Source organism: Amycolatopsis sp. NPDC051061 (assembly GCF_040682935.1).
Taxonomy (GTDB): domain Bacteria; phylum Actinomycetota; class Actinomycetes; order Mycobacteriales; family Pseudonocardiaceae; genus Amycolatopsis.
Genome location: NZ_JBFBBZ010000021.1, coordinates 9,825 through 36,019, shown reverse-complemented (window position 1 = coordinate 36,019; position 26,195 = coordinate 9,825). Strand labels below are relative to the sequence as shown.

The 26,195-nt window shown below is 71.8% G+C and carries 23 protein-coding genes and 1 pseudogene; 18 read left to right on the top strand and 6 right to left on the bottom strand.

The genetic code is table 11. From position 1 onward, the window contains the following. Nucleotides 1–26: 26 nt before the first annotated feature. The 7 genes from sthA (at nucleotide 27) to AB0N03_RS26775 (ending at nucleotide 9,653) form a co-directional block, all read left to right on the top strand. Complete coding sequence (sthA, locus tag AB0N03_RS26805) at nucleotides 27–1,439, top strand: Si-specific NAD(P)(+) transhydrogenase (protein WP_364377144.1); 1,413 nt, start codon at nucleotides 27–29, stop codon at nucleotides 1,437–1,439. A 176-nt stretch (nucleotides 1,440–1,615) separates the two neighbouring features. Next, a complete protein-coding gene (locus tag AB0N03_RS26800; RefSeq protein ID WP_364377142.1) occupies nucleotides 1,616–3,514 on the top strand; it encodes an intein-containing Rv2578c family radical SAM protein in 1,899 nt (632 codons plus the stop codon). A 317-nt stretch (nucleotides 3,515–3,831) separates the two neighbouring features. After that, complete coding sequence (gene merB, locus AB0N03_RS26795) at nucleotides 3,832–4,434, top strand: organomercurial lyase (RefSeq protein WP_364377140.1); 603 nt, start codon at nucleotides 3,832–3,834, stop codon at nucleotides 4,432–4,434. A gap of 155 nt (nucleotides 4,435–4,589) precedes the next feature. Next, on the top strand, nucleotides 4,590–6,365 hold the full coding sequence (gene aspS / locus AB0N03_RS26790; RefSeq protein WP_364377138.1) for an aspartate--tRNA ligase: 1,776 nt from the start codon (nucleotides 4,590–4,592) through the stop codon (nucleotides 6,363–6,365). Then, complete coding sequence (locus AB0N03_RS26785; protein ID WP_364377136.1) at nucleotides 6,365–7,312, top strand: DUF389 domain-containing protein; 948 nt, start codon at nucleotides 6,365–6,367, stop codon at nucleotides 7,310–7,312. The genes aspS and AB0N03_RS26785 overlap by 1 nt, the downstream gene beginning before the upstream one ends. Nucleotides 7,313–7,391: 79 nt before the next feature. Then, nucleotides 7,392–8,576, top strand: a complete 1,185-nt coding sequence (locus AB0N03_RS26780) for a phosphotransferase (RefSeq protein ID WP_364377134.1) — start codon at nucleotides 7,392–7,394, stop codon at nucleotides 8,574–8,576. Nucleotides 8,577–8,786: 210 nt separating this feature from the next. Further along, nucleotides 8,787–9,653, top strand: a complete 867-nt coding sequence (locus AB0N03_RS26775) for an SGNH/GDSL hydrolase family protein (protein ID WP_364377132.1) — start codon at nucleotides 8,787–8,789, stop codon at nucleotides 9,651–9,653. On the opposite strand, the gene AB0N03_RS26770 is transcribed toward AB0N03_RS26775, so the two are convergent. The 3 genes from AB0N03_RS26770 to AB0N03_RS26760 all read right to left on the bottom strand — a co-directional run bounded on the left by AB0N03_RS26770 (nucleotide 9,625) and on the right by AB0N03_RS26760 (nucleotide 12,362). Further along, nucleotides 9,625–10,353 carry a metallophosphoesterase family protein gene (locus AB0N03_RS26770; protein WP_364377130.1) on the bottom strand — a complete coding sequence of 243 codons (729 nt, stop codon included), beginning with the start codon at nucleotides 10,351–10,353 and terminating at the stop codon, nucleotides 9,625–9,627. The two genes, AB0N03_RS26775 and AB0N03_RS26770, sit on opposite strands and share 29 nt — an antisense overlap. A gap of 61 nt (nucleotides 10,354–10,414) precedes the next feature. Next, nucleotides 10,415–11,632: a cytochrome P450 gene (locus AB0N03_RS26765; RefSeq protein ID WP_364377129.1), complete on the bottom strand. Its 1,218-nt coding sequence runs from the start codon at nucleotides 11,630–11,632 to the stop codon at nucleotides 10,415–10,417. 34 nt (nucleotides 11,633–11,666) lie between these two features. After that, nucleotides 11,667–12,362 carry a TetR/AcrR family transcriptional regulator gene (locus tag AB0N03_RS26760; protein WP_364377127.1) on the bottom strand — a complete coding sequence of 232 codons (696 nt, stop codon included), beginning with the start codon at nucleotides 12,360–12,362 and terminating at the stop codon, nucleotides 11,667–11,669. Between the two features lie 141 nt (nucleotides 12,363–12,503). On the opposite strand from AB0N03_RS26760, the gene AB0N03_RS26755 reads away from it, so the two are divergent. From AB0N03_RS26755 to AB0N03_RS26745, 3 genes are all read left to right on the top strand, one after another. Further along, nucleotides 12,504–13,880 carry a replication-associated recombination protein A gene (locus tag AB0N03_RS26755; protein WP_364377125.1) on the top strand — a complete coding sequence of 459 codons (1,377 nt, stop codon included), beginning with the start codon at nucleotides 12,504–12,506 and terminating at the stop codon, nucleotides 13,878–13,880. A gap of 130 nt (nucleotides 13,881–14,010) precedes the next feature. Continuing rightward, nucleotides 14,011–14,388, top strand: a complete 378-nt coding sequence (locus AB0N03_RS26750) for a VOC family protein (protein ID WP_364377123.1) — start codon at nucleotides 14,011–14,013, stop codon at nucleotides 14,386–14,388. Between the two features lie 40 nt (nucleotides 14,389–14,428). Then, the gene (locus AB0N03_RS26745; protein WP_364377121.1) at nucleotides 14,429–15,274 is read left to right on the top strand and encodes an NAD(P)-dependent oxidoreductase; all 846 of its coding nucleotides are present in this window, start codon (nucleotides 14,429–14,431) and stop codon (nucleotides 15,272–15,274) included. 100 nt (nucleotides 15,275–15,374) lie between these two features. Here the strand turns inward: AB0N03_RS26745 and AB0N03_RS26740 are convergent, their stop codons facing one another. Continuing rightward, nucleotides 15,375–16,259 carry a hypothetical protein gene (locus tag AB0N03_RS26740; RefSeq protein ID WP_364377119.1) on the bottom strand — a complete coding sequence of 295 codons (885 nt, stop codon included), beginning with the start codon at nucleotides 16,257–16,259 and terminating at the stop codon, nucleotides 15,375–15,377. 129 nt (nucleotides 16,260–16,388) lie between these two features. Here AB0N03_RS26740 and AB0N03_RS26735 point away from each other — a divergent pair, with 129 nt between their 5' ends. The 7 genes from AB0N03_RS26735 to AB0N03_RS26705 all read left to right on the top strand — a co-directional run bounded on the left by AB0N03_RS26735 (nucleotide 16,389) and on the right by AB0N03_RS26705 (nucleotide 24,798). Continuing rightward, nucleotides 16,389–16,775, top strand: a complete 387-nt coding sequence (locus AB0N03_RS26735) for a DUF948 domain-containing protein (protein WP_364377117.1) — start codon at nucleotides 16,389–16,391, stop codon at nucleotides 16,773–16,775. Next, complete coding sequence (locus AB0N03_RS26730; RefSeq protein ID WP_364377115.1) at nucleotides 16,772–17,074, top strand: hypothetical protein; 303 nt, start codon at nucleotides 16,772–16,774, stop codon at nucleotides 17,072–17,074. The genes AB0N03_RS26735 and AB0N03_RS26730 overlap by 4 nt, the downstream gene beginning before the upstream one ends. Nucleotides 17,075–17,151: 77 nt before the next feature. After that, nucleotides 17,152–19,812 (top strand): alanine--tRNA ligase, encoded by a 2,661-nt coding sequence (gene alaS / locus AB0N03_RS26725; protein WP_364377113.1) that lies wholly within the window; start codon nucleotides 17,152–17,154, stop codon nucleotides 19,810–19,812. A gap of 31 nt (nucleotides 19,813–19,843) precedes the next feature. After that, a complete protein-coding gene (gene ruvX, locus AB0N03_RS26720; RefSeq protein ID WP_364377111.1) occupies nucleotides 19,844–20,305 on the top strand; it encodes a Holliday junction resolvase RuvX in 462 nt (153 codons plus the stop codon). Further along, a complete protein-coding gene (gene mltG / locus AB0N03_RS26715) occupies nucleotides 20,302–22,641 on the top strand; it encodes an endolytic transglycosylase MltG (RefSeq protein ID WP_364377109.1) in 2,340 nt (779 codons plus the stop codon). Before ruvX ends, mltG begins: the two co-directional genes overlap by 4 nt. Beyond that, the gene (locus tag AB0N03_RS26710) at nucleotides 22,631–23,485 is read left to right on the top strand and encodes a shikimate dehydrogenase (protein ID WP_364377107.1); all 855 of its coding nucleotides are present in this window, start codon (nucleotides 22,631–22,633) and stop codon (nucleotides 23,483–23,485) included. The genes mltG and AB0N03_RS26710 overlap by 11 nt, the downstream gene beginning before the upstream one ends. A gap of 59 nt (nucleotides 23,486–23,544) precedes the next feature. Next, on the top strand, nucleotides 23,545–24,798 hold the full coding sequence (locus tag AB0N03_RS26705) for a GrpB family protein (RefSeq protein WP_364377105.1): 1,254 nt from the start codon (nucleotides 23,545–23,547) through the stop codon (nucleotides 24,796–24,798). On the opposite strand, the gene AB0N03_RS26700 is transcribed toward AB0N03_RS26705, so the two are convergent. Both AB0N03_RS26700 and AB0N03_RS26695 read right to left on the bottom strand, forming a co-directional pair. Further along, entirely contained in the window at nucleotides 24,785–25,444 is a 660-nt protein-coding gene (locus tag AB0N03_RS26700; RefSeq protein WP_364377103.1) for a TetR family transcriptional regulator, read from the bottom strand. The two genes, AB0N03_RS26705 and AB0N03_RS26700, sit on opposite strands and share 14 nt — an antisense overlap. A gap of 25 nt (nucleotides 25,445–25,469) precedes the next feature. Next, nucleotides 25,470–25,886, bottom strand: a complete 417-nt coding sequence (locus AB0N03_RS26695) for a hypothetical protein (protein WP_364377102.1) — start codon at nucleotides 25,884–25,886, stop codon at nucleotides 25,470–25,472. 70 nt (nucleotides 25,887–25,956) lie between these two features. Here AB0N03_RS26695 and AB0N03_RS26690 point away from each other — a divergent pair. Further along, nucleotides 25,957–26,103, top strand: a pseudogene (locus tag AB0N03_RS26690) (endonuclease/exonuclease/phosphatase family protein); the annotation flags it as partial. Nucleotides 26,104–26,195: the final 92 nt, after the last annotated feature.

The following is a 26,195-nucleotide window of genomic DNA, read 5'->3' as shown; positions in this document are numbered from 1 at the left end:
GCGCGCGGGTGCGCAGGCTCGACGTCGTGAGCGAGCACGAGTACGACCTCATCGTCATCGGTTCGGGCCCCGGCGGCCAGAAGGCCGCGATCGCCGCGGCGAAACTGGGCAAGCGGGTGGCGGTCGTGGACCGGCACGACATGGTCGGCGGGGTGTGCGTCAACACCGGCACGATCCCGTCCAAGACGCTGCGCGAAGCGGTGCTCTACCTGACCGGCATGAACCAGCGCGAGCTGTACGGCGCGAGCTACCGCGTCAAGCAGGACATCACGATCGCCGACCTGCTGGCGCGCACCCAGCACGTGGTCGGGCGCGAGGTCCAGGTGGTGCGCGCGCAGCTGATGCGCAACCACGTCGACCTGGTCGCCGGCATGGGCTCGTTCGCCGACCCGCACACGATCGTCGTCGACGGCAAGCACGCCGGGGACCGGCGGACGCTGAGCGCGGACTACGTCGTGATCGCCACCGGGACCCGGCCCGCGCGGCCGGCGCACGTCGACTTCGACGCCGCGCGCGTGCTCGACTCCGACGAGATCCTGCGGCTCGAGCAGATCCCGTCGTCGCTGGTCGTGGTGGGCGCGGGCGTGATCGGGATCGAGTACGCGTCGATGTTCGCCGCGCTCGGCTCGCGCGTCACCGTGGTGGAGCAGCGCGACCAGATGCTCGACTTCTGCGACCCCGAGATCGTGGAGTCGCTGAAGTTCCAGCTGCGCGACCTCGGCGTCACGTTCCGCTTCGGCGAGAAGGTCGCGGACGTCGCGGTCTCCGACGACGCCACGATCACGACGCTGGTCAGCGGCAAGCGCATCCCCGCCGACGGCGTCATGTACTCCGCGGGCCGCCAGGGCATGACGGGCGAGCTGGCCCTGGACGCGGCGGGCCTGCAGGCGGACCCGCGCGGCCGGCTCGTGGTCGACGAGCACTACCGCACCGAGGTCCCGCACGTCTACGCGGTCGGCGACGTGATCGGCTTCCCGGCCCTGGCGGCGACGTCGATGGACCAGGGCCGGCTCGCGGCTTACCACGCGTTCGGCGAGCCGGCGAACGGCCTGGGCGCGCTGCAGCCGATCGGCATCTACACGATCCCGGAGATCTCCTACGTCGGCGCGACGGAGGCCCAGCTGACGTCGTCGTCGGTGCCGTACGAGGTCGGCATCGCGCGCTACCGCGAGCTGGCGCGCGGCCAGATCACCGGCGACAGCTACGGGATGCTGAAGCTGCTGGTGTCCACCAAGGACCGGAAGCTGCTGGGGGTCCACGTGTTCGGCACGGGCGCGACCGACCTGGTCCACATCGGACAGGCGGTGATGGGCTGCGGCGGCACGGTCGACTACCTCGTCGACGCGGTGTTCAACTACCCGACGCTCTCGGAGGCCTACAAGGTGGCGGCGCTGGACGCGACCAACAAGATCCGCGCCTTGGACCGCTTCACCTCCTGACCCCGGCGCCGGAACGTCATGAAAGAGTCGTTCATGTCGTCCGGCGAGGTGAAAGGGTCGTTCACCGCGTCGCGAGCCGGGGTCCACGCGTCACAACCGCACCAGCCGCCACCACCCGGATCCGCCCGGGGCGAACCCGTTTGACACTCGACTAGAACATATGTTCGACTGGCGCCGTGCGATGGGATCGGCAGCGAGCGGGGGAGGGTGAGCCGGCACTGCCCGGGCTGGAGGGCCTGGTGCGGTCCGTGCGGTCACCGGAGTTCGAGGGCGTCACCTTTCACGAGGTGCACGCCCGCTCGGTGCTGAACAAGGTGCCCGCGGGGTCCGGCGTGCCCTTCGGCTGGACGGTCAACCCGTACCGCGGCTGCTCCCACGCCTGCACGTACTGCCTCGAAGGCGGCACCAAGATCCTGATGGCGGACGGCCGCACGAAGGCGCTGTCGGAACTGGCGGTCGGCGACGAGATCTACGGCACCCGCGGCCACGGCGCGTCCCGGCGGCTGGTGCCGACCCGCGTCGAAGCGCACTGGACGACCCTGCGCGCCGCCTACCGGGTGACCCTGGAAGACGGCACCCGGCTCGTCGCCGGCGGCGACCACCGGTTCCTCACGAGCAAGGGCTGGAAGCACGTCACCGGCACCAAGTTCGGCGCCGCGCAACGGCCGCACCTCGAGCCGGGCGCCGAGCTGATCGGCGTCGGCCGGTTCGAGCCCACGCCGGACGAGACGCTCGGCTACCGCGCCGGCTACCTCTGCGGGATGCTGCGCTCCGGCGGGTTCGCCGCGGAGTCCGACGCCGCCACGCGCGCCCTCGAGTACCTGCCCGACTTCGGCGCGTCCGTCGGCTTCCTCCAGGTGCCGTCCGATCCGGACGCGCACTGGCAGCGCGGCTTCCTCGCCGGTCTCTTCGACATCGCGGGCGACTACGGCCGCGGCGTCCTCGCCGCGGCGCACGACGAACCCGAGATCGTCGAAGCCTTCGCCGGCGCGCTCACCCGCTTCGGCTTCGCGCACCAGATCGACGAGGTGCCGAAGTTCCCCGCCCGCCAAGAGGTCCGGCTGCTGGGCGGAACCGCCGAGGTGCTGCGGTTCCTGCACGTGAGCAACCCGGCGGTGGTGTGGAAGCGGTCGCTGGACGGCGCGGTGATCGGCGCGAGCCGCCGCCGCGTCGAGGCGATCGAGCCGCTGGGCCTGCAGCTGCCGCTGTTCGACATCACCACCGGCACCGGCGACTTCATCGCCGACGGCATGGTGTCCCACAACTGCTTCGCCCGGAACACCCACACCTACCTCGACTTCGACGCCGGTCACGACTTCGACACCCAGGTGGTGGTGAAGGTCAACGCCCCGGAGGTGCTGACGGCGCAGCTGAAGCGGCCGTCGTGGCGGCGGGAGCACGTCGCGATGGGCACTAACACGGACCCGTACCAGCGCGCGGAGGGCCGCTACCGGCTGATGCCGGGGATCATCACGGCGCTGGCCCGGTCCGGAACGCCGTTGTCGGTGCTGACGAAGGGCACCGTGCTGGCGCGCGACCTCCCGCTGCTGCGGGACGTCTCCGCCGACGTGCCGGTTTCGCTCGCGGTGTCGATCGCCCTGCTCGACCGCGAGCTGCAGCACCGCCTCGAACCCGGCACGCCGAGCCCGCAGGCGCGGCTGGAGCTGGTCCGCAAGGCCCGCGAGGCCGGTCTGCCGTGTTCGGTGCTGGTGGCGCCGGTGCTGCCGTGGCTCACGGATTCGGCGGAGGCGCTCGACGCGCTGTTCGCCCGCCTGGCCGAAGTGGGAGCGACGAGCGCGACGGTGATCCCGCTGCACCTCCGTCCGGGAGCCCGGGAGTGGTTCGGCCGCTGGCTGGCGGAGGAGTACCCGGCGCTGGTGCCGCGGTATCGCGAGTTGTACGCGCGGGGGAGTTACGTGCGGAAGGCGTATCGGGAAAGGCTGGGGGAGCGGGTGGCGCCGTTGCTGCGGCGGCACGGACTGGCGCCGAAGACGGGGTATGAGGTGCGGAGTCCGGAGCCGGCACCCGAGCCGCAGGTCGAGGCGCCGGCCGTGGAGCAGCTTCGCCTGCTGTGACGGCGAGGCGTGCCGCGCGGCCGGAGCCACCGGCGGGCTCCCGCAGCACTGCGGAACGGGGTCGCCCCGGAAGCCGCCGAATGGTCCTTTGTGGACAACCCCACCCTCCGGTCCGTGATCATCCGCCGGGCCGCCGTGTGGGTGAAGCCGTCACCCGGAACGCCGCCGACTACCGCCGGACTCCCCCGTTCGCCGTAGTCCCGACCCGATTGCGCCGCCGTGTCGGGGCCTTGCGGAAAAATGTCCGATCGTGTCGTTGTCGCCCTGCCTCGCGGACGCCTAACGTCGAAGGGATCGATGCGGAAGGGAGAGCGGCGATGACGACCTCGCAGACCGACCGGGTCGCGGCCGCCCGGCTCGCGTGGGCCGCCCTGAAGCTGACCCGGGCCGGCCGGCACCCCGTGGGCGTCGAGCGGCTGGCCGCCATCGTCGGCGTCACCCCGGCCGAAGTGCGCCGGCTCGTCGAGCTGATCGGCTTCAGCCTGCATCGCGACCTCGTCAGCACCGGGCCCGCCCCGCGCGGCGCCCACCACCGGCTCCAGCCGGCCGAAGGCACCCTCGGCGCCGGCCCGGACGGCACCGTCGACATGTTCCTGCTGGCCATCGCCACCGGCGAGCCCGTGCACGCCGCCGCGGTCTGCCCGGTCACCGGGACGCACATCCGCATCGAGCTCACCGCGCGCGCGGTGCTGCAGGCCGACCCGCCCTCCGCCGTCGTCGCCGCGATCGACCTGGGCTTCGGGCTCGAGCACGTCGACGCGATGGCCTGCGCCGGGCAGCCGTTCTTCGCCTCGGCCTCCGCCGCCGCCGGCTGGCTGGTCACCCACCCCGGCGGCCGCATCTACCAGGTCGCCGCCTACCTCGCCCAGGCCCACCGCCTGGTCGCGGCGCTGGAGGCCCGGCCGAAGTTCGTGCTCTGACCACTGCGCAAGCCAAGCCTGCCGACGTCGTAGGCTGTGCCGTTCGGGGCTTCGCCCCGAGCCGGGGGCTCCGCCACCCGGACCCCCCAAGAGCTGGATGGTTCGTTAGCCTTTCAAGCAGCGAGAACCACCCATGTCGAAGGAGAGCAGTCGCAGTGCTCCGCACTCACAACGCCGGCACCCTGCGTGCCGAGCAGGCCGGACAGACCGTCACCCTCACCGGATGGGTGGCCCGGCGGCGCGATCACGGCGGCGTCATCTTCATCGACCTGCGGGATGCCAGCGGCGTCGCCCAGGTCGTCTTCCGCGAGGGCGAGATGGCCGAGCGCGCGCACGCGCTGCGTTCCGAGTTCTGTGTCAAGATCGTCGGCGAGGTCGAAAAGCGCCCCGAGGGCAACGCGAACGCCGAGATCCCCACCGGCGAGATCGAGGTCCTCGCGACCCAGCTCGAGGTGCTGTCCGAGGCCGCGCCGCTGCCGTTCCCGATCGACGACCGGGTCGACGTCGGCGAAGAGATCCGCCTCAAGCACCGCTACCTGGACCTGCGCCGCAGCGGCCCGGCCGCGGCCATGCGGCTGCGCAGCGAGGTCAGCCGCGCCGCGCGCGAGGTGCTGCACGACCAGGACTTCGTCGAGATCGAGACGCCGACGATGACCCGCTCCACCCCCGAAGGCGCCCGCGACTTCGTGATCCCGGCGCGGCTCAAGCCCGGTTCCTGGTACGCCCTGCCGCAGTCGCCGCAGCTGTTCAAGCAGCTGCTCATGGTCGGCGGCATGGAGCGGTACTACCAGATCGCGCGCTGCTACCGGGACGAAGACTTCCGCGCCGACCGCCAGCCGGAGTTCACCCAGCTCGACATCGAGATGAGCTTCGTCGAGCAGGACGACGTCATCAAGGTCGGCGAGGACATCGTCACCGCGCTGTGGAAGCTGATCGGGCATGAGATCCCGCGGCCGATCCCGCGCATCACCTACCACGAGGCGATGGCCAAGTACGGCTCGGACAAGCCGGACCTGCGCTTCGACCTCGAGATCACCGACCTGACGGAGTTCTTCGCCGACACGCCGTTCCGCGTGTTCCAGGCGCCCTACGTCGGCGCGGTCGTGATGGCCGGCGGCGCGAGCCAGCCGCGGCGCCAGCTCGACGCGTGGCAGGAGTGGGCGAAGCAGCGCGGCGCGCGCGGTCTCGCGTACATCCTCGTGAACGAGGACGGCACGCTGGGCGGCACGGTCGCGAAGAACCTGTCCGAGACCGAGCGCGAGAACGTCGTCGCCGCGGCCGGCGCCAAGGTCGGCGACTGCATCTTCTTCGCCGCCGGCAAGGCCGCGAGCACGCAGCCGCTGCTCGGCGCCGCGCGCGACGAGATCGGCAAGCGGCTCGGCCTGATCGACGAGGACGCCTGGTCGTTCGTGTGGGTCGTCGACGCGCCGCTGTTCGCGCCGGTCGAGGACATCGGCGACGACGTCGCCGTCGGCTCCGGCAAGTGGACCGCCGTGCACCACGCGTTCACCTCGCCGACCCCGGAGTGGATCGACAAGTTCGAGCAGGACCCGGGCAACGCGCTGGCCTACGCCTACGACATCGTCTGCAACGGCAACGAGATCGGCGGCGGGTCGATCCGTATCCACCGCGGCGACGTCCAGAAGCGCGTCTTCAGCCTGATGGGCCTCGGCGAAGAGGAGGCGCAGGAGAAGTTCGGCTTCCTGCTCGACGCCTTCGCCTTCGGCCCGCCGCCGCACGGCGGCATCGCGTTCGGCTGGGACCGCATCGTCATGCTGCTGGCCAAGGCCGACTCGCTGCGGGACGTCATCGCGTTCCCGAAGACCGGCGGCGGCTACGACCCGCTGACCGCGGCGCCGGCGCCGATCACGGCGCAGCAGCGCAAGGAAGCCGGCATCGACGCGAAGCCGGCCACCCCGCCGCAGAACTAGTGCTGCACCTCAGGGCCGTGTGCCCGCAGGAGAAGACTGCCCAGGCGCTCGACATCCTGCGGGCGCACGCCGGGACGGCGCACCTGATCGTGCACCGCGGCGCCGCCGTGTCGCCGGAAGGCGACCTGGTCGAGGCCGACATCGCGCGCGAGGCGGCCGACGAGATCGTGGACGCGCTGTGCGTGCTCGAGCTCGACCACACCGGCGGGATCACGCTCGAAGCGATCGACACGGCGCTGTCCGACGCCGCCGACGAGGCGGAGGAGGCCGCGCCGGGCGAAGGCGCGGACGCCGTCGTCTGGCAGGAGCTGCTGTCGCGCACGGGCGAGGAGTCGCGGCTCAACGTGACGTTCCTGGCGTTCCTCACCATCGCCTGCCTGCTGGCGGCGGTCGGCGTGCTGACGGATTCCGCCGTGACGATCGTCGGCGCGATGGTCGTCGGCCCGGAGTTCGGACCGCTCGCCGCCCTGGCCGTGGGGGTGGTGCTGCGCCGGTGGGACCTCGTCCGGCTGGCGGGCGCGGCCCTGGGGATCGGCTTTCCGCTGGCCATGGTCGTGACCCTTGGCGGCGCGCTGCTGGTCCGCGTCACCGACGTTTTCGGCGAGCAGGCGTTCGAGCTGAAGCAGCACAGCGAGGTCGATTTCGTCTTCTCGGTGGGTGTGCCGTCGCTGGTCGTGGCGATGCTCGCCGGCGCGGCCGGGATGCTCGCCATGACCTCGGCGAAGTCGGCGGCGCTCGTGGGCGTTTTCATCTCCGTGACGACGGTGCCGGCCGCGGGTTACGCGGTCGTGGCGGCCGTGGCGGGGGAGTGGAGTCGATGCGTCCAATCGGTGGGTCAGCTGCTCGTCAACCTTCTCGGAATCGTTGCAGCTGCGGCCATTGTGTTGATCGTGCGCCGGAATGGGCAACGTTCACCGGTGGGGATGCGTCCGCTTTCACGGGGATGAACCCCGGCCGGGCCGGGGGCTCCTTCTTGTCCGGATGTCAGTAGTCATGGTTGCTCAGTCACGAGTAGGGTCGGTGACAATGACAGTCGACACCTCCTCCACCGGCGATGCTGGGGTCGGGGCAGGAGCCGAGCACCTCGCCATCGCCGCGGCGGTCGCGGCGGGTGAGTCCGTTCTGTCGCGTCGGTTCGGGAGCGCGATCACGCTGGTCGCGCCCGAGGACCTCGCGGGCAGCGGGCCGGCCACGGTGGTCCGGGCGAGAGTGGTGTCGTCGTCCTTCGCGCTGCCGCGCACGCTCGTCATCAAGCACTACCCGGACCAGCCGTCCGCGGGTGCGGACCCGTTCGCCCAGGAGGCGGTCAGCTACCAGCTGTTCACGGCGCTGGCGCCGGACGAGCGGATGTGCCCGGAGCTGCTCGCCCACGACGGCCGCGACCGCGTGCTGGTGCTCGAGGACCTCGGCCGCACGCCGACGCTGGAGGACAAGCTCTACGCCCGCGACTCACGCGCGGCCGAGCGCGCGCTGCTGTCGTGGGCCCGATCGCTGGGCCGGCTGCACGCGAGCACGGCGGGGCGCGAAGCCGACTTCAACGCGTTGCTGCGGCGGCTCGGCGGACCGGCGAAGACGGATTCCAGTGGCCGCGACGAGCTGTACTCGCGGGTGCCCGCGGTGATCCAGCAGCGGCTGGGCATCCCGGCGCCGGACGAGGTCCTCGCGCAGGTGGCGGACTCGCTAAAGCAGGCTGCTTCGGCCGGTTTCCGGGCGTTCAGCCCGGTGGAGCTGAGCCCGGACAACAACCTGGTGACGGGCGAGAGCGTCCGGTTCCTCGACTTCGAGTACGGGTGCGTCCGCTCGGCCCTGGTCGACGCGGCGCACTTGAGGCTGCCGTTCGCGAGCTGGCCGGACGCGCTGGCCTTGCCGGCGGGCATGAGCGAGGCGATGGTCGCGGCGTGGCGCGCGGGGGTGGTGGGGGTCTGGCCCGCACTGGCCGACGACGAGGTCTTGGCTGCCCACCTGACGGTCAGTGAGCTGCTGCGGGTTTGGCTGATCACGGGGGAGGAGCTGGGGTCGCTCGACCTGTCCCGGCACGCGGCCCCGGTGAGCCGTGAGGCGGCTTTGGTGACGTGGTGGCGCGACTTGGCCAAGCACGCGGGATATGTCCGGATGGCGGCGGTTTCGGAGTTCGCGGCGCGAGTGGCCGCGGCTTTGGCGGCGCGGCTGGGGCCGCACGCCGACCTGGCGTTCTACCCGGCTTTCCGCTGAGGCCGAGCGCCCCAATGTGGCCTTCGGTGCGTTGAACGCACCCAAGGGGCCCTTCGGTGCGTTGAACGCAACCAAGGCCACATTGGGGGCGCTGCGCCGCACCGCGCCTGAACAGGACATTTCGCCCGCCTGTGAGGTGAGCGTCAAGAATTAGGCGCCCGGTCGCGGGCGTGTTACCTCGTCCTCACCGCAAGTGAGCTTCCGTGGCCGATGGTCGTGGTCGTGACCGTGATGAGTGTCGAAGTCACTCCCGAACCGCAGCCGGACCGCCCCGCGCTCGCGGCCGTGCCCGCGCTCGCGGCCGTGCCCGCGCTCAAGCAAGCGCGCAGGCTCGTCGTCCTCGGCGACTCCACCGCCGTGGGCCTCGGTGATCCCCTGCCCCGGCGCGGGGGCTGGCGGGGTGTCGGCCCGCTCGTCGCGGCCGCGCTCGGGATCGAGGCCGGTGGCTACCTGAACCCCGCCTTCGCCGGTGCCCGGATGCGGTGCGTGCTCACCGAACAGGTACCCGCCGCCGTCGCGCACCGGCCCGATGCCGCCCTGCTCGTGGCCGGGATGAACGACACCCTGCGCCCGGACTTCGACGCCGCCCGGATCGCCGCCGACCTCACCGGCATCATCCACCGGTTGCGAGACAGCGGCACCACCGTCATCCCGGTCCGGTTCCACGACCACAGCAAGGTCTTCCGCCTCCCGTCGTCGCTCAAGCGGGCCCTCAGCGCCCGCGTCGCCGAGCTGAACGCCGCCATCGACGAGGTCGTCGCCCGCGAAGGCGTGCCCTGCCTCGACCTCGACCGCCTCCCCGGCGCCTACGACCTGACCGTCTGGAGCGTCGACCGGCTGCACCCCTCCGAACTCGGCCACCGCCTGCTCGCGGACGGCTTCACCGCCCTCCTCGCCGAAGCCGGCTTCGACGTTCCCGAGCCGGTGAGCCTCACCTGCGGCGGCGGTGTCGAGCCCAGCGCCGCCGGGCACGCGGGGTGGCTGGTGCTCAAGGGAATCCCGTGGCTCTGGCGCCGCGGCCGCGAGTTCCTGCCCTACGCCGCCGTCATCATGTGGAACTCGTTCCGGGCCCGCTGAACACCCGCAACGCTTCGGCGTCCGAAGCCGGGTTGCGCACGAAGTAGTCCGCCCACTCCTCGATGCCGGGATACCCCGACCGCGAAACCAGGAACCGGCACGCCGCCTCGACGTCATACGATGTGCGCCGCAGCTGGACGCCGTCGCCGAGCAGGGCCCAGTGCGCGCCCCTGGCGCCGTAAGGCATTCCGATGCTGCCCGGGTTGACGACCAGCCGCCGGTCGGCGAGCCGGACGAACGGCATGTGCGTGTGCCCGCAGACGACCGTCGGCTCCGCGACGCCGTCGAGGACTTCGGCCCAGCGCTCCAGCGGGCTGTCGACGAGCACGATTTCCGTGTCGTCTCGCGGGGTCGCGTGGCAGAACAGCACGCCGTCGAGCGACACCGTCAGCGGCAGTGCGTCGAGCACCGGCAGATCCGCCGGACGCAGCTGCTCCGCCGCCCACGGGAAGATCGGGTCCGGGACGAACTTCCCGGTACCGCGCGCGGACGCCGCCAGTTCCCGGTCGGCGTTGCCCCGCACCCAGACCGCCCGCGGGCCGAGCGCCAGCAGCCGGTCCATGGTTTCGACCGGCATCGGTCCCGCCAGCATGTCGCCGAGCAGCACGATCCGGTCCGCCGCTTCGACGTCCGGCTCGGCGAGCACGGCCTCCAGCGCCGGCAGGACGCCGTGGATGTCCGAGAGCACCGCCACGTTCATCGGTCCACCCTCGGGCACGGCCGCGCCCCGGGCGAGGGATTTCGCCCAGGGCGCAACCGGTTCACGCCGTGGTGAGCGGCAGCTCCCGCACTCCCGTCATGTTCGGGTTGATCTGGAACTTCGGCGGCTCACCCGGGATCGTGCGCAGCGCCGGGTAGCGGTCGAACAGGATGTTCAGCGCCACCCGGCCTTCCAGCCGCGCGAGCGGCGCCCCGATGCAGAAGTGGATCCCGCGGCCGAACGCCAGGTGCGGGTTGGGATCGCGCAGGGGGTTGAAGGTGTCCGGCTCGGCGAACACCCGGTCGTCGCGGTTGGCGGCCGCCACCCAGATCATCAGCATCTGGTCGGCGGGCACCGTCGCTCCGCCCAGCTCCACCTCGCGCGTGGTCGCGCGGGCCACCGCCGCGAACGGCGACAGGTACCGCAGCGACTCCTCGATCGTCTGCGGAACCAGCGACCGGTCGGCGCGCACGCGCTCGTCCCACTCGCGGTGCGTGTCCAGGCACAGCACCGCGTTGCCGAGCAGCATCGTGGTGGTGATGTGCCCGGCCAGCAGCAGGACGTTGGCGAAGTTGACGACCTCGTTGCGGGTCAGCTTCTCCCCGTCGAGTTCGGCTTCGACGAGCTTCGTCAGCAGGTCCTCGCGGGGCTGCTTCCGCCGTTCGTCGACGTGCTGGCCGAGGTACTCGACGAGCGCCTTCTGCCCCTCCAGCGACTTCTTGACCGCGTCCTGCCGTCCCTCGGTCTGCTCCTTCAGCGAGAACTGCTCGGAGGAGTCGAAGAGCTTGTCCACCCAGCCCTTGAACAGGTGCCGGTCGCTCGCGGGCACCCCCAGCAGCTCCGCGATGACGATCACCGGCAACGGGTAGGCCAGGTCCTCGACCAGCTCGAGCCGGCCGTCGGCGCCCGCCGCGTCGAGCATCTCGTTCGTCACCGCGGCGATGCGCGGTTCCAGGTCCGCGACGACCTTCGGCGTGAACGCCCGGCTGACGAGCTTGCGCATCTTGTTGTGCAGCGGCGGGTCCAGCTGCAGCAGGTTGCCCGCCTGCATCTCCTCGAAGTCGACGTCGAGGTCCGGCATCATGTCCTTCGGCACCAGCCGGGTGGTGTCCGAGGAGTACGTCGCCGGGTCGCGCAGGACCTCTTCGGCCTCCGGGTGCCCGTAGACGTTCCAGAACCCGAGGTCGGCCGCGTGGTGCACGCGTTCCTCGGGCTGCTTCCCCCGCAGCCAGAACTGGGATTCGTGGAGTCCCCAGGTGTCCGCTTGTGTGGTGGTCATGTCCGCCCCTTCTTTCCCCTGTGTGGCCCCGGGATCAGCCGGGCGCCCTGGTGGGATCGTGTGCGTAGATCCCTTGCCGGTAGCCCGAGACGAGCTCCTCGAGCGCCGAACTCAGCTCCGCCGCCACGTCCGCGACCGCCTCGGGGTCGGGTTCCCCGGCCGGCTCGAACGCCGTGCGGATCAGGTGGGCGAGCACCGCCGCCTTCTCTTCGAGGGGGACGCCCTCGAACTCGTCGGAAAGCGTGTCGCCCAGGTAGAAGCCGAGGGTCGCGGCGTTGAGCGCGTAGGTCAGGTTCGGGACGTCCGAGCGGATCAGCCCGCGCCGGAGCATCGCCTCCTCGAACTGCGTGCGCAGCTCGTCCTGCTGCTTGCGCAGGGCGAGGTCGCCGAGCGAGCCGAACATGTCGGCGTTGCCGCGCAGCATCGCCATCACCAGCGGCCGCCGGTGGGTGACGAGGAAAGACGACGAAATCATCCGGTGCGGGACGATCATCGCCGGGTCCGCCTTGATCCGGCCCAGGATCTCGTCGGTCAGGTCGGCCGACTCGCGCATCATCAGCGCCTGGAACACCAGCTCCTTGTTGCGCCAGTGCAGGTAGACGGTGCCCTTGCCGATGCCGACCGCGCGCGCGATGTCGTCGACCGCCACCTTTCGGTAGCCCATGCGCAGCAGCAGCTCGCCCGCCGCGTCCAGGATGCGGTCGGCGCGCTCGCGGTTGGGATGGCTCATGCGTCTCCACCTGCTGGTTCGTTGAAGATTTGACCTGTTGACCAGAATCGCACTTTCGGTCAACCAGTCACCACGACGATAGCGCCGTTCCGGGGACCGGGGCAAGGGGTTCTGTCGGTGCCGTCGGTTAACGTCATCCGTGTGGCACAGGACGAGCTCTTCACCGTGAACACCGACGTGGCGCCCCCGCCGGAGCGCACGACGTCGAACGCCGGTGAACCCCAGGCGGACCCGGCCAGCTCCCCGCTGGCCGTGCGGATGCGGCCGCGCGCGCTCGACGAGGTCGTCGGCCAGCAGCACCTGCTGCGCGAAGGAGCGCCGCTGCGGCGGCTGGTCGAAGGCGCCGCGCCGGCGTCGGTGCTGCTCTACGGCCCGCCCGGCACCGGCAAGACGACGCTGGCCAACCTGGTCTCGATCGCCACCGGCCGCCGGTTCGTCGCGATGTCGGCGCTTTCGGCGGGCGTCAAGGAGGTCCGCGGGGTCATCGAGGAGGCCCGCCGGCGCCGGCAGTACAACGCCGAGAACACCGTGCTGTTCATCGACGAGGTGCACCGGTTCTCCAAGACCCAGCAGGACGCGCTGCTCGGCGCGGTCGAGGACCGCACGGTGCTGCTGGTCGCCGCGACCACCGAGAACCCGTCGTTTTCGGTCGTCTCCCCGCTGCTGTCGCGGTCGCTGGTGCTGCAACTGCGTCCCTTGACCGACGAGGACATCACGCAGCTGCTGGAGCGCGCGCTGGCCGACGAGCGCGGCCTCGGCGGCCAGCTGACGCTGACCGACGACGCGCGGGCCCACCTCGTCCGGCTCGCGGGCGGGGACGCGCGGCGCGCGCTCACGGCGCTGGAGGCGGCGGCGGACGCGGCGTCGGCCACCGAGGCGAAGACCATCGACCTGCCGACCGTCGAGTCCACTGTGGACAAGGCCGCGGTGCGCTACGACCGCGACGGCGACCAGCACTACGACGTGATCAGCGCGTTCATCAAGTCGATCCGCGGGTCCGATGTGGACGCCGCGCTGCACTACCTGGCCCGGATGATCGAGGCGGGGGAGGACCCGCGGTTCCTCGCCCGGCGGCTGGTCGTGCACGCCAGCGAGGACATCGGTCTCGCCGACCCGACGGCGCTGCAGGCGGCGGTCGCGGCCTCGCACGCCGTCCAGTTCATCGGCATGCCCGAGGGCAGGCTGGCGCTCGCGCAGGCGACGATCCACCTGGCCACGGCGCCGAAGTCGAACGCGGTCGTCACCGGCATCGACGCCGCGCTGGCCGACGTCCGCGCCGGGCTCGCCGGCACCGTCCCGCCGCACCTGCGCGACGGGCACTACGCGGGCGCGAAGAAGCTCGGCAACGCGCAGGGCTACCGCTACCCGCACAACGTCCCGGACGGCGTGCTGGCCCAGCAGTACCCGCCGGACGAGCTGGTGGGCAAGGACTACTACGAGCCGACCCAGCGCGGCGCCGAGCGCACGCTCGCCGAGCGCGTCCCGAAGCTGCGCCGGACGATCCGCGGGGAAAAGTGAGCCGGGCGGACGAATCGCCGGGAACCTGATCATCGGCGTGACCCGTGGAACGCAAGATCATCGGGTTTCGTAAGCTTCGCGCCTTGAGGCGGCCACGAATCGGGCCGCCGTGACCGCAGGAGGCGCTCCCGTGCCCGCGACGCTGCAGTGCATCGTCCTGGATTGCCCGGAACCGGTCGTGCTCGCGAACTTCTACCAGGCGCTGCTCGGGGGCGAGGTGGACCGGCCGGACCCGCGGTGGCGGGTCGACGAGGACTTCTCGACCCTGCACGTCGCCGGGTTGGTCCTGGGGTTCCAGCGGTCGCTGGACCACCGGCCGCCGCAGTGGCCGGACCCGGCCCACCCGCAGCAGTTCCACCTCGACTTCGAAGTCGACGACATGCGCGTGACCCACCACCTGGCCCTCGTGCACGGCGGCCGGCTGCTCGACCCGGACCCCGACGGCCGCGGCTGGCGCGTCTACGCCGACCCGGCCGGTCACCCGTTCTGTCTCTTGGGCGACTACTGACCGGACTGCGGGACGTCCCGCCGTTCGGCACGATGGGGCCATGAGCGTCGCGTTTCTCGGAACCGGAATCATGGGCGCGCCGATGGCGGCCAACATCGCGAAGGCGGGCCTCGACGTCCGGGTCTGGAACCGGACCCGGGCGAAGGCCGAACCCCTCGCCGACGTCGCCACCGTCGCCGATTCGGCGGCCGCCGCGGCCGAGGGCGCGGACATCCTGGTGACGATGCTCGCGGACGGCCCCGCGGTCGCTTCGGCGTTCGAAGCCGCTTCGCCCGCTTCGGGCACGTTGTGGCTGCAGATGAGCACGGTCGGCCTCGACTGGACCGACCGCCTCGCCTCGCTGGCGGAGAAGGCGGGCGTGGTGTTCGTCGACGCGCCCGTGCTCGGCACCCGCACCCCCGCGGAGCAGGCGCAGCTGCAGGTGCTGGCGTCCGGGCCGGAGGAGGCCCGCCCCGCGGCCACGCCGGTGTTCGACGCGGTCGCCGTGAAGACACGGTGGCTCGGCCCGGCGGGGCGGGGGAGCCGCCTGAAGCTGGTGGTGAACGCGTGGGTGCTCGCGCTGACCAACGCGACGGCCGAGAGCCTCGGCCTGGCCGGCGGGCTGGGCCTGGACCCGTCACTGTTCCTGGAGACGATCAAGGGCGGCGGCCTCGACGTCGGTTACGCCCACGTGAAGGGCGCCGCGATGCTGGCGGGCGAGTACCCACCGGCGTTCCCGGCGGGCTTGGCGGCGAAGGACGCGAGGCTGGTGGTCGAGGCGGCGGGCGCCGACGTCGACGTCGCGGGGGCCCGCGCGGTGCTGGCCCACCTGGAGGCGGCGGTGGAAGCGGGCCACGGCGAAGAGGACATGGCGGCGCTCTACCGCGCGGTGGTCAAGGAGCGCTGACCCGGCTCTCGAGCGCCCCAATGTGGCCTTCGGTGCGTTGAACGCACCGAAGGGCCCCTTGGGTGCGTTGAACGCAACCAAGGCCACATTGGGGCGCTTGTCAGGCCGGGAGGAGCGTCGCCAGGCGGTCCACGCCCAGGCCGCTCGTCATCAACCGCTCCTTCGCGTTCCCCAGCAGCCGTTGCGTCCACGGCGTGAAGCCGCCGTCGCCCACTTCGGCCGGCTCATCGCCGAAGGCCGCGTACACCTTGAAGCACAGCCCCTCGTAGTACCCGCCGCGCCCGCCTTCGCGGGCCGGGAACGGGTGCACCGGCACATCCGCCGCGGAGAGCACGTCGGCGAACCGCGGGTCCAGCACCGTCACCCCGAGCGAGACCGCCGTGGCCCCCAGCGCCCGACAGCCCGCCGCCATGAGCCGCGCGTGCTCGGCCGCCGCCGCTCGCTCGAACTCCAGGTCGCCGGTGTCGCGCCCCGCTGTCACCGCACCGAACAACGAGAAGTGCGCGAACAGTCCGGCCGGGACCGGCTGGGCGCGCACCACGCGCTGCACCGTCGCCAACCGGACGACACCGCCGCAAGCGCGGCGCACCGCTGCCTCCAAGGCCAGCCCCGTCGTCGGATCCGCCGCGACCTCGGTGCCGCGCCCGGTCGGGACGACGCGGTGCTGGGCCAGTCCCGTCACCGCCGAATGCGTGCCCAGCGGGACCAGCGGCGCGAGCGTCACCGCCTCGAACGACGAAGCCGTGCCGAGCAGGGCGTCCTCGATCCGCCGCAGCAGCGGGAACGACAGCGGGCTCGGGCCGGTGAAGCGGTCGGTCCGGTGGCGGCGCAGCACGTCGGCCGGAGCCAGCCGGGCCGCGCGCCGCCGCGCCACCTCCAGCTGGACCGTCGTCAGGTCGGCGCCCGGCAACGCGGCCAGCACGTCGGCCGCGGCTCCGCCCGGCCCGGCGAGCACCCGGCGAGCGGGCCCCTCGTCGTGTCCCATCGCCCAGGTCTACCGCCTCACCACGGCCTGGAGCGAAGCGTTTTCCGGCGCGCCCGGGGTGACACGGTCGGGAACCCGGCCAGGCGGTAACCTCACCAGCACCCAAGACCGCTTATCCGAGGAGGGCCCGTGTCGGCAGGGCAGATCGCCGCGTTGATCGCCGCAGGTGCATTCGTGGTGCTGGTCGTCCTGCTGGCGATCCCGCTGATCAAGCTCGGCAAGACGCTGGACGCGGCCACCGAGGCGATCGAGCGCACCAACAGCAACACCGACCCGCTGCTGATCGGCGCGAACCAGACGATCACCCACGTCAACACCCAGCTGGAGCGGGTCGACGGGATCACCTCGAACGCGCAGGCCGTCACCGGGAACGTCTCCGCGCTGGCGTCGGTGTTCACCGCGACCCTGGGCGGCCCGCTGGTCAAAACCGCGGCGCTGTCCTACGGGCTCAGCAAGGCGATCCGCGCGCGCAAGAAGAAGAGCGCGCTGAAGGCCGCGAAGAAGGCCGGCAAGTGAAGCGGCTGTTCTGGCTCGGCGTCGGCGTCGTCACCGGGGTCGTGCTGTCGCGCAAGGCCGCCGAAACCGCTCGTCAGGCCACCCCCGCGGGGTTAGCATCGAACCTGGGCGGCGCCGTGCGCGAGCTGGCGGGCGCCGTGGGTTCCTTCGGCGCCGAAGTGCGTGCCGGGATGAACGAGCGGGAGCAGGAGTTGCACGACATGGTCGAAGAGCGGGCGGGCGTGGTGACGCCGCAGGCGTCCGGCCGGCACGCCGCCGACCGCCGCCCCGTCCGGCGAGCTCGCCGGGCGGAGCGCTGACCGGTCGCGCCCGCGCGACCCGGGGCCGCTCCGCCGCCGTCGTCACCCTCCTCCGGCACCAGTACAAGGACTGACCCGTGGACACACACGAAATCACCGATCGTTTCCTGCGCCATTTCGAGAGCAAGGGCCACACGCGCGTGCCCAGCGCGCCACTGATCCTCGACGACCCCAACCTGCTGTTCGTCAACGCCGGCATGGTGCAGTTCAAGCCGTACTTCCTCGGTGAGGCGCCGCCGCCGTACCCGCGCGCGACCTCCGTGCAGAAGTGCGTGCGCACGCCGGACATCGACGAGGTCGGCAAGACCACCCGGCACAACACCTTCTTCCAGATGGCCGGCAACTTCTCCTTCGGCGACTACTTCAAGGAAGGCGCCATCGAGAACGCCTGGGAGCTGATCACCAAGCCCCAGAGCGAAGGCGGCTTCGGCCTCGACCCGAACCGGATCTGGGCGACCGTCTACAACGACGACGCCGAGGCGGCCGGCCTGTGGCGCAAGCTCACCGGCCTGCCGGGCGAGCGCATCCAGGAGCGCGACGGCAAGGACAACTACTGGGACATGGGCGTGCCCGGTCCCGGCGGTCCCTGCTCGGAGATCTACTACGACCGCGGCCCGGCGTACGGCCGCGAGGGCGGCCCGGTCGCCGACGAGGACCGCTACATCGAGATCTGGAACCTCGTCTTCATGCAGGACGTCCGCGGCGAGCTGAGCCCCAAGCTCGGGCACAAGCCGATCGGCGAGCTGCCGAAGAAGAACATCGACACCGGCATGGGCGTCGAGCGCGTCGCGACGATCCTGCAGGGCGTCGAGAACGTCTACGAGACCGACCTCGTGCGCCCGGTGATCGGCCGCGCCGAGGAGTTCTCCGGCCGCCGCTACGGCTCGAACCACGCCGACGACGTCCGCTTCCGCGTGATCGCCGACCACGCGCGCACCGGCGTCATGCTGATCGGCGACGGCGTCACCCCGGGCAACGACGGCCGCGGCTACGTGCTGCGCCGCCTGCTGCGCCGCATCGTCCGCTCCACGCGCCTGCTCGGCGTGCAGGAGCCGGTGCTGCAGGAGTTCGCGAAGGTCGTGCGCGACACCATGGGCCCGACCTACCCCGAGCTGGTCGGCGGCTTCGACCGGATCAACGAGGTCGTCCGGATCGAGGAGGAAGCGTTCCTTTCGACCCTGACCAGCGGTTCGCGCATCTTCGACATGGCGGCCGAGGAGACCAAGCGCGGCGGCGGTGACGTCCTGGCCGGCGACAAGGCCTTCCAGCTGCACGACACCTACGGCTTCCCGATCGACCTGACCCTCGAGATGGCGGCCGAGCAGGGCCTGACCGTCGACGAGGACGGCTTCCGCACGCTCATGAACGAGCAGCGCACCCGCGCGAAGGCGGACGCGGCGGCCCGCAAGACCGGCCACGGCGACCTCTCCGAGTACCGGAAGGTCCTGGAGCAGCACGGCGAGACAGAGTTCCTCGGCTACACCGATCTGCAGGCCGAGGCCAAGGTCGTGGCCCTGCTCGAAGACGGGCAGCCGGTCCGCAGCGTCTCCGCGGGCAAGAAGGCGGAGCTGGTCCTCGACCGCACGCCGTTCTACGCCGAGAGCGGCGGCCAGGTCGCCGACACCGGCGTGCTGCTGGGCGACGGCGTCGAGCTGAAGGTCCTGGACGTCCAGAAGATCGTCCCGGGGCTCTTCGTGCACCGCGTCGAGGTCACCGACGGCGAGGTCGGCCTCGACACCAAGCTCACCGGCTCGGTCGACGCGCACCGCCGCCTGTCCATCGAGCGCTCGCACTCCGCGACGCACCTCGTGCACGCGGCCGTCCGCGGCGCGTACGGCAAGCGCGCGGCGCAGGCGGGCTCGCTGAACTCGCCGGGGCGCATGCGGTTCGACTTCACCACGCCGGGCTCGGTGTCGGCGGACGTCCTCACCGAGGTCGAGCAGGAGGTCAACGACTACCTGCAGACCAACGTCGAGGTGCAGAGCTTCACCACGACCAAGGACAAGGCGCTCGAACTGGGCGCGGTCGCGCTGTTCGGCGAGAAGTACGGCAACGACGTCCGCGTGGTCGACATGGGCGAGTACTCCCGCGAGCTCTGCGGCGGCACGCACGTCGACCGGATCGGCCAGCTCGGCCTGGTCAAGCTCGTCTCCGACGCCTCCATCGGCTCGGGCGTGCACCGCGTCGAGGCGCTCGTCGGTTCGGACGCGCTGAAGTACGTCCGCAAGGAGCAGCTGCTGGTCTCGCAACTGGCGAACACCTTCAAGGTGCCGTCGGACGAGCTGCCGGGCCGCATCGAGGACGTCCTGACCCGGCTGAAGAACGCCGAAAAGGAGATCACGCAGCTCAAGACCCAGCAGGTGCTGGGCTCGGCGGGCTCGCTGCTCGACAAGGCGCAGGAGATCAACGGCGTCACGGTCGTGGCCGAGGTCGTCCCGGACGTCGACGGCAACGGCCTGCGCGCGCTCGCCTCGGACATCCGCGGCCGGCTCGGCGCGCGGCCCGGAGTGGTGGCGCTGTTCTCGCCGGCCGGCGAGAAGCTGAGCTTCGTCGTCGCGACGACGAAGTCCGCGCAAGACAAGGGCATCGCGGCGGGCAAGCTCGTGCCGTCGTTCGCCGAGAAGATCGGCGGCCGCGGCGGCGGCAAGCCCGACATGGCCCAGGGCGGTGGCACGAACCCGGCTGGCGCGGCCGACGCGGTCACGGCCCTGCGCTCGGCGATTGCCGGCATTGGTTAACCGCGGAGACCGGGGCCTGGATCGGCCAGGAGTGGACGATCCGGGCCGCGGCCGTCGGCTCGGGGTGGATGTCGGATCCGTCCGGGTCGGGGTGGCGCTCAGCGATCCGGCCCCCGTGCTCGCGTCGCCATTGGTTACCCTCTCCCGCGATGCGACCGACGACAGTGATCTGGACCAGCTGGCCGCCCTCGTCACCGAGCACGAGGTGGTCGAGGTGATCGTGGGCCTGCCGCGAACGCTCGCCAACCGGCAGGGTCCGGCGGCCGAGCTGGCGATCGCGTATTCTGAACGCCTGGCCGGGCGCGTCGCGCCCGTGCCGGTCCGGCTGGGCGACGAGCGGCTGACCACGGTCACCGCATCCCGCATCCTCTCCCAGCGCGGGGTCAAAGGCCGCAAGCAGCGTGCGGTGGTCGACCAGGCCGCCGCCGTCGAGATCCTGCAGGCCTGGATCGACGCCGCCGCTGCGCACCGCGCCCGGGAGGGAGACCGATGAACGAGCAGCCACCTGAGCCGCCACGCGGGCGCAGGCGACTCCGCGAGCCGGGACCGGCCACTCCGCCGCCGTCCCGGCCCGCACCGCGTCGTGCGGACCCGCACGACCCCCACGCGAGCGGGTACCAGGAGCTTCCGCAGCCTTCGCGGCACAGTGGCTCCCACGAGAGCGGCTCCCACGAGAGCAGCTCCCACGAGAGCGGCTCGCACGAGCTGCCGCAGCCGTCGCGCCGGGCGCGGCCCGAGCCGGGCTACGACCCGCGCCGCGACGCGCCGCCGTCCGGCCGCCGTCGCCGCCTCGAGCCGCCGGGCACGCTGCCCCCGGCCGACGACGAGTTCGATCCGCGGGAGGCGGAGCGCTGGGCGGGCGTCCGCGCCCGCCGCGGCCGGGCCGCCGGCGCCGCCGCCCCCGCCCCCCGTCGCCGCCGCGCGGCCCCGGATCCCGGCGAGCCCGCCGAACCCCGGCGCCGCCGCCCGGCCCCGGCCCCGGCCCCGGCCCCGGCCCCGGCCCCGGCCGCGGAGGAAGCGGCCCCGCGCCGCCGCCGTCCCGCGCCGATCCCGGACGAGCCGGCGGACGCCCGCCGTCGCCGTCCGACTCCCGAAGAGCTGGCCGAAGCCGAAGCGGCCCGCCGCCACCAGGCGATGCTCGACCTGGAAGAGGCCGCCGAAGCGCAGGCCGCCCGGCTCCGCGGCGCGCCCGACGAAGGCCAGGCCCCGCGCCGCTCCCGGGGCGCCTCGGACGAGGTGGCCGACATCGCCCGCTTCCGGGCCGCGTCGTCCGGCTCCGGCGAGGTCGCCGAGCCACCGGGTGGCCGGCGACGCCGTGCGGCGCCCGATCCCGAAGAGGCCGGCGATGCGCGCCGCCGCCGGGCGGCGCTGGAACCCGACGCCGCGGCCGACCCCCGGCGCGGCGCACCGGAACCCCCGCGGCGGCCCGTCCAGCCGGGTGACCGCTCTGTCGGCGTGCCCGAACCCGGCGTGGAGCCGCCTCGGCGCCGTCGCCCGCCGCCCCCGCCGGTGCGCGAGGAGCCGGTGACCGACATCATCCCCGCCCAGGCCCCGGCGCCCCCGGCCGAGCCTTCGCACGAAGAGCCCGAAGAGTTCTTCGCCGAGGGCGACGAGTACGAGGACTACGACGAGTACGCCGACGGGTACGAGGACTACGACGAGGCCGAGTACGAGGACGACTTCGAGGAAGAGCCGAAGAAGCCGCGCAAGAATAAGGGCAAGCGCGCCCTCGGCTGGGTCGCCGCGCTCGTGGTGATCGTGCTGCTCGCGGGCGGCGCCTACTACGGCTTCAACAAGGTCTTCGGCTACGAAGACTTCGAGGGCTCCGGCGACGGTGACGTGCTGTTCCAGGTCGACGACGGCGACTCGACGTCGGCGATCGGCGCGAAGCTCGCCACGGCGGGTGTCGTCGCCAGCGGCAAGGCGTTCGTCAAGGCCGGCGAGGACAACTCGAAGCTCGCCAAGATCCAGCACGGCTTCTACGTGATGAAGTCGCACATGTCCGGTTCCGCGGCGGTCGACCGGATCCTGTCGGCCGGTGCGCGCGTCGGGCAGCTGGAGGTCCGGCCGTACACCCAGTTCGACGACATCACCCAGCCCGACGGCAAGGTCACGCCCGGCGTGTACAGCCTGACGGCGAAGGCGTCGTGCGCGCAGATCGACGGCAAGAGCACCTGCGTGAGCGCCGACGACCTGCGCAAGGTGGTCGACGGCGCCGACCTGAAGACGCTCGGCGTGCCGGACTGGGCGATCGAGCCCGCGAACAAGGCCGACCGCAAGGACCGCCGGCTCGAGGGCCTGATCGCCCCGGGCCTCTACGACGTCCGGCCCGGCGCGACCGCGCAGGAGATCATCGGCCAGCTCGTCCGGAGCTCGACCGAGGCGATCCAGAACGCGGGCCTGAGCCCGCAGTCGACCGGCCCGGGGATGACGCCGTACCAGACGCTGATCATCGCCTCGATCATCGAGCGCGAAGCGGTGAAGGCCGACTTCGGCAAGCTGTCCCGGGTGATCTACAACCGCCTGGCGATCAACATGCGGCTGCAGATGGACTCCACGGTCAACTACGTCCTGGACCGCCCGACCCTGGCGACCAACGACGACGACCGGACCAAGGCCGGGGCGTACAACACGTACAAGAACGCGGGTCTGACCCCGACGCCGATCTCGGTGCCGAGTCCCGACGCCATCCAGGCGGCGGTGCACCCGGTGGAGGGCGACTGGGTGTACTTCGTCAAGTGCGAGAAGAACGGCCTGTCCTGCTTCGCGGTCACGTTCGACGACCACAAGAAGAACGTCAACCTGGCCAAGGATCGCGGTGTCTTCTGAGCCTCGCCGGGCCGCGGTACTGGGCAAGCCGGTGGCGCACTCGCTGTCCCCGGTGCTGCACGGCGCCGCGTTCGCCGCGCTCGGCCTGACCGGCTGGACGTACGAGCGCATCGAGACCGGCGCTGAGGAGCTGCCCGGCCTGGTCGCCGGCCTCGGCCCGGAGTGGGCCGGGCTCTCGGTCACCATGCCGGGCAAGCGCGCGGCGCTGGACCACGCGGACGAGGTGACGCCGCGCGCGGCCGCCGTCGGCGCGGCCAACACCCTGGTCCGCACCGCGAAGGGCTGGCTCGCGGACTGCACCGACGTCGAGGGTGTTACCGGCGCGCTGCGGGCGGCGGGCGGCTACGAGCCGTCGCCCGGGGACACCGGTGTCGTGCTCGGCGCGGGCGGCACCGCGGCCGCGTCGGTCGTCGGGCTCGCCGCGCTGGGCGTGCGGCAGGTGCGCCTGGTCGTGCGCGATCCCGCGCGAGCCGGCGAAACCCTCGACGCGGCGAAGCGGGCTTCGCTCGACATCGACGTGCTTCGCTGGTCCGAGACGGACTTCGCGGCGTTGGGCTCCGCGGCGGTGCTGGTGAACACCGTGCCGCCGGACGCCGTCGCCGCGCACGTGGCCGAGCTCGCGGCGATCGCGCACGTACTCGACGTCATCTACCACCCGTGGCCGACGCCGCTCGCCGAAGCCGTCGCGGCCCGCGGTGGCCGGCTCGCGACCGGGCTGGACATGCTGCTGCACCAGGCGTTCGGGCAGGCCGAGCACTTCACCGGCCGGCCGGCCCCGCGCGCGGCGATGCGTGACGCGTTGCGCGAGGCCACCGGGAACCTGCTGCCGCTGCCGATCTCGTAAATCCGCTTGCCCCGCGTTGATATTCTGGTCGACTGCCTTGAAGAAGGGGGTCTACCGGAATGACCAGCCAAGAAGCGTTGAGCGAGGACGAGATCGAGTCGGGGTGGGTCGGCGAGGCGCCGAAGCTCAACTCGACGGTCACCCTCGTCGACTACGACCCGGAGTGGCCGAGACTCTTCGAACGGGAAGCCGAGCGGATCCGGGGCGCGCTGGGGGAGCGGGTGCTCGTCCTCGAGCACGTCGGGTCGACGTCGGTGCCGGGCTTGTGCGCCAAGCCCTGCGTCGACATCCTCCTCGAGGTGCCGGATTCCGCCGACGAGGACGCGTACCTGCCGGATCTGGAGGCGGCGGGCTACCGGCTCGTGATCCGCGAGCCGGACTGGGAGAAGCACCGCTGCTTCAAGGGCCCGGACACGAACGTCAACCTGCACGTGTACTCGCCGGGCAACGGTCAGACGCCGCGTTACCGGCTCTTCCGCGACCGGCTGCGGTCGCACCCGGAGGAGCTGGAGCTCTACGCGACGACGAAGCGTGAGCTGGGTGCGAAGGAGTGGAAGTACATCCAGCAGTACGCCGACGCCAAGACGGAGGTGGTGGAGGCGATCCTCGCCCGCGCGCGGGCCGAGCAGTACGACGGCTACAGCGAGGCTTACGCGTCGCACGCGGAGAAGTCCGTCACGAACGCGCTCTACGACCGGCCCGCGATCGTGGACCTGGCCGGTGACGTCGAGGGCAAGCGGGTGCTCGACGTCGGCTGCGCGGCCGGGCACCTGAGCGCGCTGCTGGCCGGGCGGGGCGCGGACGTCCTCGGCGTGGACGCCAGCGCGGGCATGGTCGAGGTCGCGCGGCGGAAGTTCGGGGACGTCGCCCGCTTCGAGGTCGTGGACGTCAGCGGGCCGCTGCCGCTGCCGGACGGCTCGATCGACGTCATCACGGCGTCGCTCGTGCTGCACTACCTCAAGGACTGGGGGCCGATGCTCGCCGGGTTCCGGCGGGTCCTGAAGCCGGGCGGGGTGCTCGCGTTCTCGGTGCACCACCCGGGTGAGGACTGGCACTGGTTCGAGAAGGACGACTACTTCCAGCTCGAGCTGCTCGAAGACGACTTCGGCCTCGGTGGGAAACCGCACCCGGTGCGGTTCTACCGGCGCCCGCTGAGCTGGACGTTCGGCGCGGTCCGCGACGCCGGGTTCGCCGTCGACCGCCTGGAGGAGCCGATGCCGGTCCCGGAGGCGGCCGAGGCCGATCCGAAGTGGACGGAGAAGCTGCGGACCACGCCGCGGTTCCTCTACTTCCGGGCGATCAGTCCTTCTTAGCGAGGTCTTGGATGAGGTCGACGATCTCGCGGCTGACCGGGCGGAACACCCGCAGCCGGGAGAGCGCGGCCAGCCGGGCGAGCAGCGGGACGCTGCGCTCCACCAGCATCCGGCTGCGCTTCTGCCCGGCCGAGCGGTCGTGGACCCAGAACAGCACCACGCCCATCTGGTAGAGCCAGAGCAGCTCGGGCAGCTGCCCCCGCAGCTCCGGGTCGAGCTTGACGTCGGAGCCGTCGACGACCTCGCGCATGAGGCCGATCGACGCTTCGCGCGCGGCCGAGGAGTCGTCGCTGAACGGGCTCAGCGGCGACTCCGGGTCGGCCGCGTTGACGAAGAACTGCGTGCCGAAGCGCTGGTAGGGCTCGGCGATGTCCAGCCAGCACAGCAGCACGGTCTTCAGGCGGGCGGCGAAGGCGGTCTCGCCGTCGATCCGGGCGCGGGCCGCGTCGAGGTGCTGTCTCGCGATCTCGTCGTAGAAGCCCTGGATCAGCTGTTCCTTCGAGGAGAAGTAGTAGTAGGCGTTCCCGACGGAGACGCCCGCTCCGGCGGCGATCGCGCGCATCGTCGTGCGGTCGTAGCCGTTCTCGGTGAACAGCCGCATCGCGGTCGTGACGATCAGGGACCGCGTTTCCTCGCTCTTGGCCACGTGCGGCACGTTAGCGCCGGGCTCGTCAGGGCGCGGGGAAGGGCGGGACCTGCGGCATGCCGTAGGGCAGTGTCGCCGGCCGCGGTGCCTCCTTCGGGGCCAGGTGGTGGCGGCGGATGGCGTTGAAGATCAGCACGTTCGTCAGGTGCATCGCGCCGAGGATCAGCGCGACGACGCCGACCTTCACCGAGAGCAGTTCGAACACCTCGCGTGCGGTGGGCACCTCGGCGTGGCTGGTCAGGAAGAGCGTCACGAAGCCGAGGCTGACCAGGTAGAAGCCGACGACCAGCAGCTGGTTGACGGCGTTGGCCAGGCCGGGGCTGTCGGCGAAGACCTCGGTGAGGAAGGTGCGGCCGTGCCGGCTCAGCGTCCGGGCCACGAGCACCGTCAAGGGGATGCTGATCAGCAGGTAGAGGGCGTACGCGACGACTATCCGGTCCATGGGTCCTCCTTGTTTTGAACGTGTTCAAGAAGACGGTAGCGCCGTTTTTGAACGTGTTCAAGAGGGCTGGCGGACGGACTACGTGCTGCCGTCGAAGGGGCTGCTGCCGTGGCACGCGGAGGTGTTCTGGCCGGTGCCGTCCGATCCGCTGTCCCGGCTGAACGACGCCTCAGACCACGACCTGGTCCGCGTGGACGTGTTCGTGCCCCGCGGCTAGGTAGCCCGGCACCAGCCTGCGCGCCGCTCGGCCGAGTGTCGCGAATGACTCATTCGGGACCTCCGACGCCGCGAATGAGTCATTCGCGACGC

What these genes read in the sequence shown, in the direction of transcription:
- AB0N03_RS26775 (WP_364377132.1), top strand. Translation starts at nt 8,787, where the DNA reads ATGGTCGTGGTCGTGACCGTGATGAGTGTCGAAGTCACTCCCGAACCG.
- AB0N03_RS26745 (WP_364377121.1), top strand. Translation starts at nt 14,429, where the DNA reads ATGAGCGTCGCGTTTCTCGGAACCGGAATCATGGGCGCGCCGATGGCG.
- AB0N03_RS26705 (WP_364377105.1), top strand. Translation starts at nt 23,545, where the DNA reads ATGACCAGCCAAGAAGCGTTGAGCGAGGACGAGATCGAGTCGGGGTGG.
- AB0N03_RS26740 (WP_364377119.1), bottom strand. Translation starts at nt 16,259, where the DNA reads ATGGGACACGACGAGGGGCCCGCTCGCCGGGTGCTCGCCGGGCCGGGC.
- AB0N03_RS26770 (WP_364377130.1), bottom strand. Translation starts at nt 10,353, where the DNA reads ATGAACGTGGCGGTGCTCTCGGACATCCACGGCGTCCTGCCGGCGCTG.
- AB0N03_RS26765 (WP_364377129.1), bottom strand. Translation starts at nt 11,632, where the DNA reads ATGACCACCACACAAGCGGACACCTGGGGACTCCACGAATCCCAGTTC.
- merB (WP_364377140.1), top strand. Translation starts at nt 3,832, where the DNA reads ATGACGACCTCGCAGACCGACCGGGTCGCGGCCGCCCGGCTCGCGTGG.
- AB0N03_RS26760 (WP_364377127.1), bottom strand. Translation starts at nt 12,362, where the DNA reads ATGAGCCATCCCAACCGCGAGCGCGCCGACCGCATCCTGGACGCGGCG.
- AB0N03_RS26695 (WP_364377102.1), bottom strand. Translation starts at nt 25,886, where the DNA reads ATGGACCGGATAGTCGTCGCGTACGCCCTCTACCTGCTGATCAGCATC.
- mltG (WP_364377109.1), top strand. Translation starts at nt 20,302, where the DNA reads ATGAACGAGCAGCCACCTGAGCCGCCACGCGGGCGCAGGCGACTCCGC.
- AB0N03_RS26780 (WP_364377134.1), top strand. Translation starts at nt 7,392, where the DNA reads ATGACAGTCGACACCTCCTCCACCGGCGATGCTGGGGTCGGGGCAGGA.